The sequence below is a fragment of the Pseudomonas sp. S34 genome, from assembly GCF_009866745.1.
GTDB classification, from domain to species: domain Bacteria; phylum Pseudomonadota; class Gammaproteobacteria; order Pseudomonadales; family Pseudomonadaceae; genus Aquipseudomonas; species Aquipseudomonas jessenii.
On record NZ_CP019398.1, the window covers coordinates 2345660 to 2362065 of the forward strand.

The 16406-nt window shown below is 59.6% G+C and carries 18 protein-coding genes; 8 read left to right on the forward strand and 10 right to left on the reverse strand.

The features are described 5' to 3' along the window. Window positions 1-3: 3 nt before the first annotated feature. A complete protein-coding gene (locus PspS34_RS10525; protein WP_150814966.1) occupies window positions 4-366 on the reverse strand; it encodes an NUDIX hydrolase in 363 nt (120 codons plus the stop codon). A gap of 217 nt (window positions 367-583) precedes the next feature. Between PspS34_RS10525 and PspS34_RS10530 the strand changes: the two genes are divergently transcribed. After that, window positions 584-772, forward strand: coding sequence for an SPOR domain-containing protein (locus PspS34_RS10530; protein ID WP_057715463.1), 189 nt, complete (start codon window positions 584-586; stop codon window positions 770-772). Window positions 773-902: 130 nt separating this feature from the next. On the opposite strand, the gene osmE is transcribed toward PspS34_RS10530, so the two are convergent. Continuing rightward, window positions 903-1253 carry an osmotically-inducible lipoprotein OsmE gene (gene osmE / locus PspS34_RS10535; protein ID WP_150814964.1) on the reverse strand — a complete coding sequence of 117 codons (351 nt, stop codon included), beginning with the start codon at window positions 1251-1253 and terminating at the stop codon, window positions 903-905. Window positions 1254-1266: 13 nt separating this feature from the next. Next, window positions 1267-1506, reverse strand: a complete 240-nt coding sequence (locus PspS34_RS10540) for a hypothetical protein (RefSeq protein ID WP_159389672.1) — start codon at window positions 1504-1506, stop codon at window positions 1267-1269. Window positions 1507-1887: 381 nt separating this feature from the next. Here PspS34_RS10540 and PspS34_RS10545 point away from each other — a divergent pair, with 381 nt between their 5' ends. Then, window positions 1888-2223: a hypothetical protein gene (locus tag PspS34_RS10545; protein ID WP_057715459.1), complete on the forward strand. Its 336-nt coding sequence runs from the start codon at window positions 1888-1890 to the stop codon at window positions 2221-2223. A gap of 93 nt (window positions 2224-2316) precedes the next feature. On the opposite strand, the gene PspS34_RS10550 is transcribed toward PspS34_RS10545, so the two are convergent. Beyond that, window positions 2317-2877, reverse strand: a complete 561-nt coding sequence (locus tag PspS34_RS10550; RefSeq protein ID WP_154862408.1) for an Rrf2 family transcriptional regulator — start codon at window positions 2875-2877, stop codon at window positions 2317-2319. A 312-nt stretch (window positions 2878-3189) separates the two neighbouring features. Between PspS34_RS10550 and PspS34_RS10555 the strand changes: the two genes are divergently transcribed. The 4 genes from PspS34_RS10555 (at window position 3190) to PspS34_RS10570 (ending at window position 7767) form a co-directional block, all read left to right on the forward strand. Beyond that, the gene (locus PspS34_RS10555; RefSeq protein WP_159389673.1) at window positions 3190-4392 is read left to right on the forward strand and encodes an NAD(P)/FAD-dependent oxidoreductase; all 1203 of its coding nucleotides are present in this window, start codon (window positions 3190-3192) and stop codon (window positions 4390-4392) included. Between the two features lie 138 nt (window positions 4393-4530). Then, window positions 4531-5820 (forward strand): FAD-binding oxidoreductase, encoded by a 1290-nt coding sequence (locus tag PspS34_RS10560; RefSeq protein ID WP_159389674.1) that lies wholly within the window; start codon window positions 4531-4533, stop codon window positions 5818-5820. A gap of 25 nt (window positions 5821-5845) precedes the next feature. After that, a complete protein-coding gene (locus PspS34_RS10565) occupies window positions 5846-6400 on the forward strand; it encodes an XRE family transcriptional regulator (RefSeq protein WP_008000492.1) in 555 nt (184 codons plus the stop codon). A gap of 20 nt (window positions 6401-6420) precedes the next feature. Continuing rightward, window positions 6421-7767, forward strand: coding sequence for a glutamine synthetase family protein (locus PspS34_RS10570; RefSeq protein ID WP_159389675.1), 1347 nt, complete (start codon window positions 6421-6423; stop codon window positions 7765-7767). A gap of 183 nt (window positions 7768-7950) precedes the next feature. Here the strand turns inward: PspS34_RS10570 and PspS34_RS10575 are convergent, their stop codons facing one another. From PspS34_RS10575 to PspS34_RS10590, 5 genes are all read right to left on the reverse strand, one after another. Next, on the reverse strand, window positions 7951-9315 hold the full coding sequence (locus PspS34_RS10575; RefSeq protein ID WP_057715454.1) for a cytosine permease: 1365 nt from the start codon (window positions 9313-9315) through the stop codon (window positions 7951-7953). Window positions 9316-9320: 5 nt separating this feature from the next. Further along, window positions 9321-9998: an isochorismatase family cysteine hydrolase gene (locus tag PspS34_RS10580; RefSeq protein ID WP_159389676.1), complete on the reverse strand. Its 678-nt coding sequence runs from the start codon at window positions 9996-9998 to the stop codon at window positions 9321-9323. 90 nt (window positions 9999-10088) lie between these two features. After that, the gene (locus PspS34_RS28265; RefSeq protein ID WP_167362844.1) at window positions 10089-10238 is read right to left on the reverse strand and encodes a hypothetical protein; all 150 of its coding nucleotides are present in this window, start codon (window positions 10236-10238) and stop codon (window positions 10089-10091) included. Window positions 10239-10404: 166 nt separating this feature from the next. Then, the gene (locus PspS34_RS10585) at window positions 10405-11448 is read right to left on the reverse strand and encodes an LLM class flavin-dependent oxidoreductase (protein ID WP_046043514.1); all 1044 of its coding nucleotides are present in this window, start codon (window positions 11446-11448) and stop codon (window positions 10405-10407) included. 208 nt (window positions 11449-11656) lie between these two features. Beyond that, the gene (locus PspS34_RS10590) at window positions 11657-12142 is read right to left on the reverse strand and encodes a flavin reductase family protein (protein ID WP_057715451.1); all 486 of its coding nucleotides are present in this window, start codon (window positions 12140-12142) and stop codon (window positions 11657-11659) included. Window positions 12143-12465: 323 nt separating this feature from the next. On the opposite strand from PspS34_RS10590, the gene PspS34_RS10595 reads away from it, so the two are divergent. Further along, entirely contained in the window at window positions 12466-13872 is a 1407-nt protein-coding gene (locus tag PspS34_RS10595; RefSeq protein ID WP_159389677.1) for a cytosine permease, read from the forward strand. Window positions 13873-14069: 197 nt separating this feature from the next. Here PspS34_RS10595 and PspS34_RS10600 read toward each other — a convergent pair whose 3' ends face one another. Beyond that, a complete protein-coding gene (locus PspS34_RS10600; RefSeq protein ID WP_154910980.1) occupies window positions 14070-14690 on the reverse strand; it encodes a glutathione S-transferase family protein in 621 nt (206 codons plus the stop codon). 329 nt (window positions 14691-15019) lie between these two features. Between PspS34_RS10600 and PspS34_RS10605 the strand changes: the two genes are divergently transcribed. Beyond that, window positions 15020-16345 carry an OprD family porin gene (locus PspS34_RS10605; RefSeq protein ID WP_159389678.1) on the forward strand — a complete coding sequence of 442 codons (1326 nt, stop codon included), beginning with the start codon at window positions 15020-15022 and terminating at the stop codon, window positions 16343-16345. Window positions 16346-16406: the final 61 nt, after the last annotated feature.

The window sequence follows — 16406 nt, forward strand, 5'->3', positions numbered from 1 at the left end:
GGCCTACAAGCGGCGCACAAAGGTGCTGACAATACTGCGCATGGCGTCGCTGATGTTCAGGTTGTGTAGCGCATCAAGGGGGTGCCAGATGCAATCGGTGATTTCGTTGAGCGGTCGCAATTGCTCCAGATTCAGCACCGACACCTCGAATACGTGGTGTCGGGTGCCGCCCGACTCCAGTTCCAGCACGTATATCAACTCGTCGACCCGCAGGCCGGTTTCCTCCAGCAGCTCGCGAACGGCGGCATCGGCTGCGCTTTCACCCCGTTCGAGCTTGCCGCCGGGCAGCGTCCAGCGTCCTCCTCGTTTGCGTACCAGCAGTACATGCCTGTCCTGCTCGCAGATGATCGTTGCGCGTACTTTCATTGATTACCTAATGGCCGGTTGAGATGGTGCAGGCATTGAAATGCAGCATTCGGGCCAGGGTCGATTGAGCACTTTACGAGTAATTCGAGGGGGCAATGCGAGGAAAAGTGCAATCGATTTCGGGAATTTCCATGGCGACGTCTGGTCGGTATTTTGGACAAGGGTGGGTGTAAGGTAGGCAAGTCAACCTGAGATCGCTGCCCGAGAGGAGGTGACTATGAGCGTTCCTATGTTGAACAAGATGCACATGAATGGTTATGACGTACTCAGCGTGAACAACGGCCCCTGGCGGGTATGTACCCAAGGTGACCGGCTTGGCTCGTTTGCCAGTCGGGAAGAAGCGCTGGCATTTGCCGCATCGCTGCCCGGCTACAGGGCACGTGCTGCCAGGCCAGCGGGAAAATGAAGCCCCCCTGTAGGAGCGAGCTTGCTCGCGATGGTCGCTAACGATAACGCGTGTTTCCTGGCTAAACCCGCCGCGCTTGAGTCCATCGCGAGCAAGCTCGCTCCTACAGCCTGCAAAATCCTCAAGGGCGCTAGTAGCCGCCGCCTCCGCTGGGGCGGGAGGGTTCCCTGGCCTTTTGCTGCGTGTGGCTCCACTCCGCGCAGGTCATGAAGCTCTTGTGGTCGACCATGCCGCGGCCGTCGAAACTGACGTTGTACGGCTGCTGATGGTCGGCATGAGTCAGTTTGTAGTCAAAGCACGTACCGGGTTCGACGCTACGATTGCTGACCGCCAGCGGTTGGCCGCCGATTTGCCGGACTTGCTCCTGGGTCATGCCGGTGTCGACTTTCGCGACCAGCGGCTGATCCTTGTAGATCGAGTTGGTGCTGCAGCCTGCCAACGCGGTCAGTACGACGACCAGCGTGAATAGAGGTCTGTTCATGGCAGCGCTCCCGCTATTGAGCCTTGTTGCGGCTAATGACCTTGGCCTTCACTTCCTCGGCGTAGCCGGACAGCTTTTCTTCATCGCCTTGAAATAAAGAACACAGTCTTTGAACGGCTTGCGCGTCGATTTCGCTCCCGAGCAGGCGCAATTGCTGCTCGATGCGCAACAGCTCGACGGCCGACCAGCGCAAGTCTGACGCAAGCCCTTGTAGATCGCGCCGAAGTTCCTGTTCCGATTCGTTAAGCCACATGATGACCTCCTGAACTCTGCACACCAAAATTTTAGACCTGTTTACCGCGCCGTATGTTGTGTTCGTCTGAATCAGCGGGGTCCCCTTTGGTCGGGAAAATTACAGCGAACGAAAAAATAAGCTGTCCTTCTCAAGTGCCGATTGTTCCTGCGGGGGCGACGTAAAATGACCACAACCGATTATTTCAGGGCCATGGCCCAGGAATTGATCGTTGACCTGGAGGCGGCGACCAACCATGACGCCTGCGAAAGATGGATGGATTATCTGAATTCAAGGAACTAACCGGGGCAAGCGATATCAATGACAGTCGCTGAATCGTTGGGGATGGCTGTAGGGACGACGGCGAGCTACATTTTCTTATTTCAAATTAAAGGAAACAGCATGCGGATGTTGATGGGGGGAGTCGTGTTGGCATTGCTGGGCGGGTGCTCGTTGCCGGCTTCGTTGGTACCGGGTGAGCCGAATGTCAGCAAGCACAGCGAGAAGACGCCAAAAGAGTATGCGGCGTGCGTGTTGCCTGCCTGGCAAAAGGAAGTATCGAATACGACCCAGGTTTCGATATCCAACGGATTCCGCATCACCGCGCCCAGCGTGATCACGGCCGACGAAGTGCTGGATATCGTGAAGTACAAGGAAGGCAGCCGGGTTTCGCTGTATCAGGGGCCACCTTGGGCCAAGTCCGGCGACCTGCGCAAAATCGTGCGCGACTGTTTGTAAGCGCGGGAGACCGAAAATCGGTCAGCGACCGATGTTCGCCTGAATCCAGAAAAAACCGGATGTCTGGTGCGCATCCGGTTTTTTTTGTGTGGATCAGTCTGAAAGGTTGGTCGTCGGGATGATTTGCTCACTGGCCTGGGTGGCACTTTTGCGTTCCCGGCGCTCGTTCATCCAGCTTTCCACTTTGACGCCGAACTCTGGCGGGGCCTTGCGCCCGAATTTCCTGGCGATGTCGAGGATGGTTTGTTGCGCGAGGGCCTCTTCCATGCGTTTTTGCGCAACCATCATCGCGCCATTGATCGCGCACAGACCCTCCAGTGCCCACTCAGGCGGGGCGCCGTCAAACACGGCGCAACGACCACGGATCTCCCGACAATCGAAAATCGACTTGCGGCCGTCGATGGCATTGACGATATCCAGCAAGGTGATTTCGTCGGCGGGCCGGGCCAGCTTGAAGCCACCGCGCACGCCTTCGGTGGCGACCACCAGTCTGGCCTTGGCCAGCTTGGTGAAGATTTTCGCCAGATAGTCCTGAGGGACGCCTTGCAGATCGGCAAGGTCGCGCACGCTCGCTTCGCGCGAGTCGCCGCCATTACCCACCAGAAAAAGCAGGCAGTGGATGCCGTATTCGACACCCGCGCTGTAAAGAGACATGCAAATCTCCGACTGAATTAGTCGTAAATTCTAACAGCAGAAAGTAAGCAAGGCAACGAATCCCTTCTCGTTGAATCTTTTTTCATGACAACAAAACACTCCTGTGATGCGCTGAATACAGGGGGCTCAGGTCATGGGTCGCGTTTTTCGGTGGCAGCCCTCGATAAAAACCTGTTGCAGGATCTAACTAGGATCAATACAGTCGTAGTTGCTCGGTCGCAGTGGCAGGCGCTTATCTGGGTACAAGCCCGCGTCGGTCCTAAACCGCTCAACGATTTTCAACACTTGGTCATTCCCCCCAGGAGTCAAAAAATGAAACAGCACATTCTGGTGATCGGCGCAGGTTTCGGTGGCATGTGGACCGCATTGAGTGCCACGCGCCTGTTCGACATTCACGGCCACAACGATGTTGAAGTGACCGTGCTGGCGCCTCAGGCCGAACTCCGTGTGCGTCCGCGCTTCTACGAACCGAATGCCCATCAACTGGCCGCGCCGATTGGCGATCTGTTTGATGCTGTAGGGGTCAAGTTCATCAAGGGCGCGGCGCAGACCATCAACGTCGAGCAAAAGCAGGTCGGCTATGTCGATGCCGCAGGGACCCGACAAGTCTGCAGCTACGACAAACTCGTTCTGGCTACCGGCAGTCGTCTGGCTTCGTCGAGCACTCCGGGCGTGGCCGAACATGCCTTCGACGTCGATCAGATCGAGCAGGCCGTTCGCCTGGAAAACCACCTCAAGGCGCTGGCCAGCCAGCCCGAAAGCAAGGCGCGCAACACGGTGGTGGTGGCTGGTGGCGGTTTCACCGGGATCGAAACGGCGACTGAAATGCCGACCCGCCTGCAGGCCATCCTCGGCGACCGTGCCGACATCAATGTGATCATCGTGGACCGCGGCGATAAAGTGGGCGGCTCGATGGGTGAGCAAATCGCCGAATCGATCGTCGAGGCCAGCGTGGCGACCGGCGTGCAATGGCACTTGAAAGCTTCGGTTGTGTCGGTCGATGCCGACGGTGTCACCCTGTCCGACGGTGCGCGCATCGATGCAAAAACCGTGGTCTGGACCACCGGCGTTCGCGCCAGCTCCCTGACCGAGCAGATTCCCGCCGAACGTGATCACCTGGGCCGTCTGCATGTTGACGCGCACCTGAAAGTCATTGGCCAGAACGACATCTTCGCTACCGGCGACGTCGCCTATGCGGCCAGTGACGAGATCGGCAACTACGCCTTGATGACCTGTCAGCATGCTATTTCGCTGGGCCGCCATGCCGGCAACAATGTCGCCGCGCAGCTTCTCGGTGTCGACCCGACGCCGTACAGCCAGCCGAAATACGTGACCTGCCTCGATCTGGGCGCTTGGGGCGCGGTGTACACCGAGGGTTGGGATCGTCAGGTCAAGTTGGTCAAGCACGAAGCCAAGGCATTGAAGACTCAGATCAACACCCAGTGGATCTACCCACCGGCGGCTGATCGCGCCTCGGCGCTGGCTTCGGCGGATCCGATGATTCCCGTGGCCTGATTGATTCGAACGTCACGTCTGAATAAAAACATCCCGCTCGGGTTCGCCTGAGCGGGATTTTTTACGCGTTGATTGCTTGTGTGAAATTTACCGTGTATTTTTTCATGAAATTAAAAATACAAAATTTCACGAGGCCGTATGTTTCAGCAATCCACCCGGCATGTCGCCAGTTACTACGCCCATACCTGCGCCGATCGTCTGGTCAATCGAGCTGCACTGGAAGGTGAACAAGACACCGAAGTGCTGATCATCGGGGCCGGGTTCAGTGGATTGCACACGGCTTTGCGTCTGGCGCTGGCCGGCAAGCGCGTGACTTTGCTCGAAGCCAGCCGGGTGGCCTGGGCCGCGTCCGGGCGTAATGGCGGCCAGGCGATCCTCGGTTGGTCGTGCGACATGCCACCGCTGGAAGCGGCGCTGGGTTACGAGCGGGCGCGGCGCTTGTGGGACGGCATGCGCTGGGCCGCGCGCGAGCTGCGTGACTTGCCCGGCCGCCATGAGTTCGATTGCGACTATCGCGCCGGTCATCTCTGGACCTCGGTGATGCCCCGTCGGGTAGGCCTGCTGACCGAGTGGCAACACGAGGCGAGCCACAAGTGGGGCCACGACAAACTGCAATTTATCGAGCGCAGCGATTTGCCGCAGTGGGTTGCCAGCGAGCGTTATCAGGCCGGCCTGTTCGATCCCGAGGGCGGGCATTTGAATCCGCTGAAACTGGCCCTGGGCCTTGCGGATGCGATCGAGCGGGCCGGTGGCCGCATCCACGAGCAAAGCAAGGCGCTGAGCTATGCCGAGGAGGGCGACGGGTTTGTGGTGACCACCGAGCGCGGTCGTATTCGCGCCGATGTGCTGGTGCTGGCGTGCAACGCTTACCTCGATCGACTCGACCCGCAACTGGCCAGTTGCGTGTTGCCGGTCGGGACCTATCAGGTCGCGACCGCGCCGCTGACGAAGGAGTTAGCCACCGCGCTGTTGCCGAGCAATGTGTGCGTGACCGACAACCAGTTCGTGCTCGATTATTTCCGCCGCACCCCGGATAACCGCCTGCTGTTCGGCGGCGGTTGCACTTACCTGGGCGGCATGCCCAAGGACATCGCCGCCGCGACCCGGCCGTTCCTGGAGCGCGTGTTCCCGCAACTCACCGGCGTCGATCTGGAGTTTGCCTGGGGCGGCCACATCGACCTGACCCTCAAGCGCACACCGGATATCGGACGGCGGGGCGATCTGTACTGGATGCAGGGGTATTCCGGGCATGGCGTGCTGCCGACACTGGCCGCGGCGAGAGCGGTGTCCGACGCGGTACTCGGTCAGCCCGACGAGTTGTCCCTGTACCAGGGCCTGAACAACGGCAGTTTTCCCGGCGGCAAATACCTGGCCGCGCCGCTGGAAGCCATCGGCAAGGCCTGGTATCGACTGCGCGACAGCATTTGAAGCGACACTTTCTGGAAGCCTCTAGATGGACATGCAAGAAGAAATCTCGGCGCTGGCGATCCTGATCCAGGACCTGCGCAAACACAAGAAGTACACCTTGAAGGAACTGGCGGACAAAATCGGCCGCTCCGTGGGTTTTCTGTCCCAGGTCGAGCGCGGCCTGTCGCGCCCGACGGTGGCGGACCTGACCGCCATCAGCGAAACCCTGGGGGTGCCGACCACCTATTTCTACAGCCTGCCCAAACCCATGGCCTTGTCCTGGGTCACCCGCCCGGACGAGCGCCGCACGCTGTACTACGCCGACGGCATCACCGACATCCTCGTTTCGCCGAAAATGCGCGCGTCGTTCTCGATGCTCGAAAGCCAGCTCGAACCCGGTGCCAGCAGCGGTGACCGGCACATGAAGGACAGCTCCGAGCAGGGCGGTTATGTCCTGGAAGGGGAACTGACCCTGTGGCTCGACGACAATGAACCGGTGACCCTGCACCCCGGCGACAGCTTTCAACTGGCCAGCCATGCGCACTGCCGCTACGGCAACCTGTCCGACCAACTGACCCGCGTGCTTTGGGTTTACACCTGATAACAACAAGGAACAAAACGATGGATGCTGTGTGCTCTGAACTGCTGGCCGAGGTTCGCAACTTCCGCCACTGTAACCCTGAAGTGCGTTACGTCGACCTGATCTCCCTGGACATTCCGGGGCATTTCTACGGCAAGCGCTACCCGATCGAGATGCTGGAAAAAGTCGCTGCCGGCAGTGCATTGAAGCTGCCGCAGAACTGCGTGCTGCTCGGCACCCAGGGTGGGCTGTTCAAGATCGGCGATTACTGCTTCAACGATGGTGACCCGGACGCGCTGCGCCGTTTGGTGCCCGGCACGCTGAAGCTGGTGAGCTGGGAAAAGCAGCCCTTGGGCCAGATGCTGATCACCTCCGACGGCACCGAAAAACCCATCGAGTTCGAACCCCGTGAAGTGCTGGCGCGGGTGCTGGACCGTCTGCACCGCAAAGGCATTTTCCCGGTGGTGGCCTTCGAGCTGGAGTTTTACCTGTTCGACAGCCGCTTGAAGGACGGCTTGCCGCAGTTTCCCCGTGATGAGTTGACCGGCGATGCCGACGATCAGCCGAACATGCACATCGAGCGCTTGTCGCGCTTCGCCCCGGTGCTCGATGAAATGGTCGAGACCGCTCGAGCCCAGGGCGTCGATGCCACGGTGATCACCGCCGAACTCGGCCCGGGCCAGTTCGAAATCAACTTCGGCCATTGCGATGACGGCCTGCGCGCCGCCGACTGGGCGGCCCTGTTCTGCCGCAGCACCCGGGGCGTGGCGCTCAAGCACAACTACCGCGCCAGCTTCATGGCCAAACCTTACTTGCAACACCCCGGCAGCGGCATGCACGTGCATGTCAGCCTGTATGACCAGGCCGGCAACAACCTGCTGGCGGCGAACGGCCAGCGGGCGCTGCGTCATGCGGTGGCCGGTTGCCTGGATGTGTTGCCGCACTGCATGCCGATTTTTGCCCCGAACCACAATGCCATGCGCCGCCTGAGCGGCACGGTGAACGTCGCGTCCCGCGCCAGTTGGGGCTTCGAGGATCGCGATGCCTGCTTGCGGATTCCGGAGTCGGACATCAAGAACCTGCGCATTGAACATCGTCTGGCCGGCGCCGATGCCAACCCGTATCTGGCGTTGGCGGCGATTCTGGTGGGGTTGGAGCAAGGCCTGGAAGGGGAGCGCGAGCCGATTGCACCGCTTAATGAAGACCGCAGCAGTGGCATCGATTTTCCGCTGGAAATGCTCGAAGCGGTGCAGTCCATGCAAAGTCATTCATCGCTGCGCGAAGGCTTGGGGGCGGAGTTCGTGGACGTCTACTGCGAAAACAAGCGTCAGGATCATCTGGCATTTCTGCATGACATCAGCGCGCGGGAGTATCGCTGGTTCCTGTAGTCGCCCTTAGAAAATATGTGGATATTTAATGGGTTAGAGCGTTTAGTAACTAGATAGTGAATAAAAATATCTTGTTACAGCGTGAAATATTCCGTAATATCCGCGCCGCGTTCACCACCACGGTTTATGCATTTTTAAATCCCAGGCGTCCATCAGCTGCCTGGGATTTTTTTTGCCTGAAATTTAGTCGGCCGCTGACTCCATCATCGGCGCTCGCTTGCCGAGCTTCATCAGCCAGTAATAACTCAGCGCCGGCACCAGCAACCCGACGATCCACGCCAGGTCCACCCCGTCCAGCGCCGTGGCCACCGGTCCGACGTACAGCGTGGTGTTCATGAACGGAATTTCCAGGGCAATCGCCAGCAGGAAACTGCCGCAGGCAATCCGGTTGACCCGCCCGTAGATCCCGTTCAAGTCGAAGATGTCGTCAATTCGGTACTGGCCTTTGCGCAGGCAGTAGTAGTCCACCAGATTGATCGCCGTCCACGGGATCAGGAAGTAGCTCATGAAGAAGATGAAATTCAGGAAGAAGCTGATGAAGTCGTCCTGACTGATGGTGCACAGGGCCGTGGCCACCAGGCTGATCAGCAGCATGAACACACCGCGTACCCGCGGGGTCACCTTGAGCCGGGCGAAAGGTTCGATCACGGTGATGGTCGACATGAACGCGCCGTACAGGTTGAACACGTTGATCGACACTTGGCCGTAGACGATGAAGGCGAACAGCAGCACCGCGCCAGCGCCGAACAGGCCGGCGACATGCCCGCCGACGTTGCTGGAAAAGTCGCCGATACCGACGCTCAGGATTGCCCCGAGAATCATCATCCACGCGCCGCCGCTGACCGTGCCGGCGTAGCTGTACCAGAACACCTGGGCGGTGGGCGTGTTGCTAGGCAGGTAGCGCGAATAGTCGGCGACATAAGGTGCATAGGACAGTTGCCAGGTCACGGCAATGCTCACTGCCACCAGGAACTTCGACAGCGAGAAGCCTGTTGGCAGCCATTGTTCGGCCGGGATCGGCAACTGCAAGGCGAGCACCGTGGCGGCCACGAACACCACCAGCGACAGAATCGACAGCAGCTTCTGCAAGCGGTGAATCAACCGATAGCCATAGAGCGCGACGACGAAGCACAACGCGCCGATCAGGTAGATATTGCCGGACATCGGCAGTGGGCTGACGGACTCCAGCGCCTGGGCCGCGAGCAAGGTGTTGCTGACAAAGAAACCCAGGTAGATCAGCATCACGAACAGCAGCGGCAACACCGCCCCCAACACGCCGAATTGCGCCCGGCTTTGGATCATTTGCGGAATGCCCAGCTTCGGTCCCTGGGCCGAGTGGGAGGCCATGAAAATCGCCCCCAGCAACGAGCCGATGATGATCGCCAGCGCACTCCAGAACAGGTTGAGTCCCATCACCACCGGCAACACGCCGGATGCAATGGTGGTGATGTTCATGTTGGCGCCGAACCAGATGTAGAACAGCGAACCCGGTTTGCCGTGACGTTCGGTTTCGGGGATGAAATCGATGCTTCTTTTTTCGACTTGCATGGCGATCACTCCTGAGTCCGGACGAGGTGGGATTGCAGACGGGCGATGGTGCTTTGCAGCTCATGGGGCTGGTGGGCAAACAGGTCCGGCTGCTCGGGGATCAGGCTGATGTGATCGAGCTGTTGCAGGGCGCGCTGGCACTCGGTCGTGGTGAGGATTTCCAGCGCGTAGACCCAGTTGGCCATGATCAGCAGGGCCGAGTAATGCCCGGCCTCGGTGGTCGTGGTGCAGGCATCGCTGACCAGGCGCACGCGATAACCCAGGGCGAAGGCATCGAACACGCTGGTCAGCACGCAGACGTCGGTCAACACGCCGCAGACGATCAACGTGTCAACCTCCATTGCCTTGAGTCGGGCATCGAGGTCGGTGCGGTGGAAGGCACTGTAACGGCCCTTGTCGATGATCAATTCACCGGGCTGAGGCGTCAGTGACTCGATGATTTCCACTTGGCGGGTGCCGGCGCGGTAACTGCCGGGGCCACCGTCGGCGGCCAAAGGTTCGCCGTGGGGCAGGTCACTGCCGTCGGCCTGATTGATGTGGCGGGTATAGATGACAGGCATCCGCTGATGGCGGGCGGTATCTAGCAGGGTGGCGGTATTGGTAGCCACCGTGTCGAAGTTTTCCAGGACGAAGCTGTCCTCCTGCTGCATGTCGATGATCAACAGCGCGTTGTTATTGTTCATTGGGCAAACCTGATCAAGACGAAACACGATGCACCGTACGCGCCATGCAATGGCGAGACGCGGGGTGCGTGATTGGCTGTTCGGGTGGGCTCAGTGAACTATTTGCCAGAAACCGTTCTGCTTGGCCGAAACGCTGGCGCGCAGGCGCTTGAAATGCAGGTGCGAAGCGGTCCATTCACCGCGCAGGTAAGCCCGCGCGGCGCCGGAGGGAAGGGCGAGTGATGGGAGGTGACCAGTCATCATTGGAATCGACCCATGTAGGAGCGAGCCTGCTCGCGAAAAACTCTAGACAACGCGGTGTTTCAGATGGCCCGCGTTATCGTTGGCGTCCATCGCGAGCAAGCTCGCTCCCACAGTTGAGGTGTGCTGACCCCCGGCTTCGCGTCCGGGGAGCAGGGCGGCGCAATCAGCGGAACGCTGGCACCACATGCTTGATGAACAGCTCCAGGGATTTTTTCTTTTCCGCGTGGGGCAGGCTGTTATCGCACCAGAAGCTGAATTCGTCGACCCCCAGTTCCTGGTAGTACTTGATGCGCGGAATGATTTCTTCCGGGGTACCGATCATGGCGGTCTTGTGCAGGCTTTCCAGTTCGAACTCAGGGCGACCGGCGAATTTCTCTTCCGGGCTCGGTGCGAGGAAGCCGTTGACCGGGGTGGTCTTGTTGCCGAACCAGGCATCGAAGGTGCGATAGAACCTGGAGATTGCCTTGGCCCCGACTTCCCAGCCTTGAGGATCGTCGGCGGTGTGCACGTGGGTGTGACGCAGTACCATCAGTTGCGGTCGCGGCACGCCGGGGTTGTTGTCGAGCGCGGCCTGGAATTTGTTCTTCAGGTCGAGGACTTCCTCGTCGCCTTTCATCAACGGCGTGACCATGACGTTGCAACCGTTGGCCACGGCGAAGTTGTGCGAGTCCGGGTCGCGGGCGGCGATCCACATCGGCGGGTTCGGCTGCTGGATCGGCTTGGGCACGCTGGTGGAGGTCGGGAATTTCCAGATGTCGCCGTCATGGGCGTAGTCGCCGTTCCACAATGCCCGCACCACCGGAACCATTTCCCGCAACGCCTGGCCGCCGGAGGAGGCCGGCATGCCGCCGGCCATACGGTCGAACTCGATCTGGTAGGCGCCACGGGCCAGGCCGACTTCCATGCGTCCGTTGCTGATCACATCGAGCAACGCGCATTCACCGGCCACCCGCAGCGGATGCCAGAACGGCGCGATGATGGTGCCGGCACCCAGGTGAATGGTGGTGGTCTTGCCCGCCAGGTAAGCCAGCAGCGGCATCGGGCTTGGCGAGATGGTGTATTCCATGGAGTGGTGTTCACCGATCCACACGGTGCTGAAACCACCGGCCTCGGCCATCAGCGTCAGTTCGGTCAGGTCTTCGAACAACTGGCGGTGGCTGACGCTTTCGTCCCAACGTTCCATGTGTACGAACAGGGAAAACTTCATGACGCTTACCTCGGATCTATTGTTGTCGGCCAGTCGATCGCGGGCCTGTTGATTATTGGTATACCATAATACGAAATCTGTGCAAATGTTTCTCACTGGTCAGTGAGCAACCTGTGGGAGCGGGCTTGCTCGCGAAAGCGGTATGCCTGACAACATTGATGTTGGGTGTGCCGGCCTCTTCGCGAGCAAGCCCGCTCCCACTAGGGGATCAGGCCAGGACCGGCAACGCGCCCATCTTGCCGTGGCAATACACCAGTGGCCCACTGCTCTGGCGGGGCACGATCAGGTTTTTCACCGCGCCGACCATGATGGCGTGGTCACCGCCTTCATATTCGCGCCACAGCTCACACTCGATGACCGCCGTGGCATTGGCCAGAATCGGGTTGCCCAGCTCGCTCAACGTCCACTCGATCCCCTGGGCCTTGTCCTTGCCTTTGCGCGCGAAGGCATAGGCTTCGCTTTGCTGGCCGCCGGAAAGCACGTGGATGGCAAAACGTTTGTTCTTGATCAGGACCGGGTAGGAATCGGAGCTGTAGTTGGGGCAGAACAGCACCAGAGCCGGGTCCATCGACAGCGAGCTGAAGGCGCTGGCGGTCAGGCCGACGATTTGCCCGTCGTCATCCAGGGTGGTGATCACGGTCACTCCGGACGGGAACGAACCCATGACTTGTTTGTAGATGGCGGCATCGATCATTGGACGGTCCTCGGGTGGTGTGACGCGTTTTTATGTGTTTATAGGTCTGATGGTATACCGTAATACATCGATTGCAAGGTCTTTTTAGGTGAACCGATAAACGTAAGGCTTTCGTCTGGAACCCAATGATTGCTGGGCTTTAAGCTAGCAAACGCTGGCGTGGATCGGGCAGGATGCCGGCTCAGATGCTTGTTCAAAGACCGGATCAGTCTTGTTTAAAGTTTGGAATACCATAATATGGTCCGCATCTGAGGGGCGGCCAGAGAGTCCCCCCGGTTTGGCTTCATACAAAGATAAGAACAGACAAACTCGAGTTCATGCACATGTCCCAGATGTCCCGGCAAGACCCGTTGATCGAGAATCACACGGTCGACTACGTTCCACTCGCAGAGCGCCACGGGAAGGCCCGCGATCTTTTCACCCTGTGGTTCAGCACCAATATCGCGCCACTGCCCATCGTCACCGGCGCCATGGTGGTCCAGGTGTTCCACCTCAACCTGTTCTGGGGGTTGCTGGCGATTGCCCTCGGGCACATGGTCGGCGGCGTAGTGATTGCGCTGGCGTCGGCCCAGGGACCGTGCATGGGCATCCCGCAGATGGTGCAGAGCCGTGGTCAGTTCGGCCGCTATGGCGCGCTGCTGATCGTGTTCTTCGCGGCATTGATCTACATCGGTTTCTTCATTTCCAACATCGTGCTGGCAGGTAAATCGATTGTCGGCATTGCGCCGTCGGTTCCGGTGCCGGCCAGCATTCTCATCGGCGCCTTAAGCGCCACGGCCATCGGGGTGATCGGTTATCGCTTCATCCATACCCTGAACCGCATCGGCACCTGGGTGATGGGCGGTGCCTTGCTCGCCGGTTTCCTCTATATCTTCGCCCATGATCTGCCGGCGGACTTCTTCACTCGCGGCGGGTTCAACCTGTCCGGCTGGCTGGCCACGGTGTCGCTGGGCATCATCTGGCAGATCAGCTTCTCGCCGTATGTGTCGGACTACTCGCGTTACCTGCCTGCGGATATTGGGATCGCCAAGCCATTCTGGGCCACGTATCTGGGGGCGACCCTGGGCACGATCCTGTCGTTCACCTTCGGCGCCGTGGCGGTACTGGCAACCCCGGAAGGCACCGAGGCGATGGCGGCGGTCAAGCAGTCCACCGGTTGGCTGGGGCCGATCCTGATGGTGTTGTTCCTGCTCAACATCATCAGCCACAACGCCTTGAATCTGTATGGCGCAGTGCTGTCGATCATCACCTCGATCCAGACCTTCGCCAGCCAATGGACGCCCAGCATCAAGGTGCGCGTGGTGTTGTCGGGCATCGTGCTGGCGGGTTGCTGCGTGGTGGCGCTGGGGGCTTCGGCGAATTTCATTTCGCAGTTCATCGGCCTGATTCTGGCGCTGTTGCTGGTGCTGGTGCCGTGGGCCTCGATCAACCTGATCGACTTTTACCTGATCAAGGGACGTCGCTATGACATCGCCTCGATCTTCCGGGCCGACGGCGGCATCTACGGTCGCTTCAACCTGCATGCGATCATTGCCTACTTCATCGGCATCATCGTGCAACTGCCATTCGCCAATACTTCACTGTACGTCGGACCGTATGCCAATCTGGTGGAGGGCGCGGACCTGTCGTGGCTGGTGGGGCTGGTGGTGACGTGCCCGTTGTATTACTGCCTCGCTACGCGAAGCCAGGCGCAGGAAAGCCCTTCGGTGAAGTTCGGCTACACCGACTGAGGAAAAGTCGTTTCGTGTTCGTCAGAACGTCAGAAAATGCCCGGCACATCGCCGTCACTGTAGGAGCGAGCTTGCTCGCGATGGACTCAAGAGCGCTGCGTTTAGTCAGTAAACACGCGTAATCGTTAACGACCATCGCGAGCAAGCTCGCTCCTACAGTTACGGCGACATGGGGCATTTTTGTTTTCGGCGAACGCTCAGGAATGGTTGAACACATTCAGGCCGCGTTGAACCGCCGGCCTGGCTTCGACTGTGTCGAACCAGCGTGATAGCTGAGGCAGTTGCTTCCAGTCCAGCCGATCACGGAACGCCGTGGCAATGGTGAAGGCCGAAATGTCGGCCATGGAGAACTGCGCTCCGGCCATGAAGTCGTCCGTCAGAAAGCTTTCCGAGTAGGTGAGCTGTTCAATCACGCGCAGATCGATGATCGCCGCCGCCTTGGTCTGCCCCGCCTGGTGCAGGAAAAAGGCGGCGTGGCTGGGGGCGATGACATCGGTCACGAAAAAGAAATAGCGGTCGATCACCCGGGTGCGATCAGGTCCTGGCTGCGCCGGTGCCAGCCTTCCGGGCGCAATGGAATCGGCGTACTGGATGATGGCGTTGGACTGGTTGATGACCAGCACCGGAGTTGTCCCGTGATCGATCAGGGTCGGCACTTTCCCGGCCGGGTTAAGCGCCAGGAAGGCCGGACCACGGTGTTCCTGTGCATACAAGTCGAGCTTGCGTGCCGTATAGGCGATGCCCGACTCTTCCAGGGCAATCGCGGCCCTCAGGCTGTTGCCGGTGTTCGCGCCGTAAAGTTCGATTTGATCGTTCATGGGTCATTGCTCTTGTAGTGACATACCAGCAGCCACCGATCGCTGCCGATGAAGTCAGTATGATGAAAATCCGCCGCACCGATATTCAAAAACAGTGATCGTCCATACCCCTGTGCGACAAGGCTTATCCCTGTACGAAAACTACTTTCACCGCGTTTGATAATAGCCTCTCGAAGTGTTTTAAGAGTTTCACAAGCCAGTCAGTCAACCCTCGCCTCGAACGTCCGATGACTCATGTCACTCATCGAGCGCTGTTGCGTGGGCGGTAATCGAGTCTTGTCTGGCGGTGAAACCTTCAAATAACGATAAGAAACACCCAGGAGCCCCCTATGTTCAAACGAGCGATTCCCACCGCAGTCCTGCTGGCCACCAGTTCGGTGTGCGCACAGGCTGCCGATACCGCAGGCCATGGTTTTCTGGAAGACAGCAAGGCCAACCTGTCGATGCGCACCCTGTACTTCAACAGCGACAATCGCGATGGCAGCGCTGCCCCCTCGAAAACCGAAGAGGCGGCCCAGGGTTTCGTGTTGCGCTATGAGTCCGGGTTTACGCAGGGCGCGGTGGGGTTCGGGCTCGATGCCCAGGCGTTGCTCGGCATCACGCTGGACAGCGGAGCGGGGCGCCACGTCGGTAGCGGCATGATTCCCTCTGACGGCGATGGCGCGGCCGATGCCTGGAGCAGCTTCGGCCCTACGGCGAAAATGCGCCTGGCCAAGACTGAATTTCGCTACGGCACCTTGCTGCCGAAATTGCCGATCCTTCTGGCGAACGATGCCCGTGTGTTGCCGCAATCGTTTACCGGCGCGCAGGTCACCTCGAGCGACATCGATGGCCTGACGTTGACCGGCGGTGTGCTGGAGCACGCGGTAGGGCGCGCCTCGACGGACCGCACAGGTTTATCGGTCGCCGGCAGCACGCGGGACAGCAACAAGTTCTACTACGCCGGCGGTGACTACAACCTCGCCAGGAACCTGAAGACCCAGTATTACTTCGCGCAGCTGGAAGACTTCTACAGCCAGAACTTCCTCGGCCTGACGCACATCCTGTTCATCGACAGTGCAAGCTCGCTCACCACCGACCTGCGCTACTTCCGTACCACGTCGAGCGGTGCCAACAGCTCTGCCTCCGGCCGTGCGCAAGGCTATCGGGTATCGGGCTACACCGACGACAACGATGGTGAAATCGACAACAGCACCTGGGCCGCGATGGTCACCTACAGCCACGGCGGTCACGCAGTGTCGGTGGGGCATCAACGTGTGGGCGATGGCAGCAACTTCGTCCAGCCCAACCAGGGCAGCCTGGTGGACAAGGGGGCGGGCGGCGGCAGTGTCTACCTGCCCACCGACAAGATGATCCAGAACTTTGCCCGGGCCGGCGAGCAGACGAATTTCGGCCAATACACCTACGACTTCGCGCCCTTGGGCGTGCCGGGCCTGAAAGCCTCGATCGTGTATCTGAAGGGCACGGACATCAAGGCGCAAAACGCCAGTGACCAGTCCGAGTGGGAGCGCGACATGACCCTGGACTACGTGTTGCAATCGGGTACGTTCAAGGGGGTGGGGTTCACACTGCGTAACGCCAAGTCCAATACCGATGCCGGGCGCAACGTGGATCAGAACCGGTTCATCATCAATTACACCTTGTCGTTGTTGTAATCACGGCGCACCCCCTGTGTGCGGGCTTGCCCGCGAAGGCGGCCTGACAGCCGACCACTTT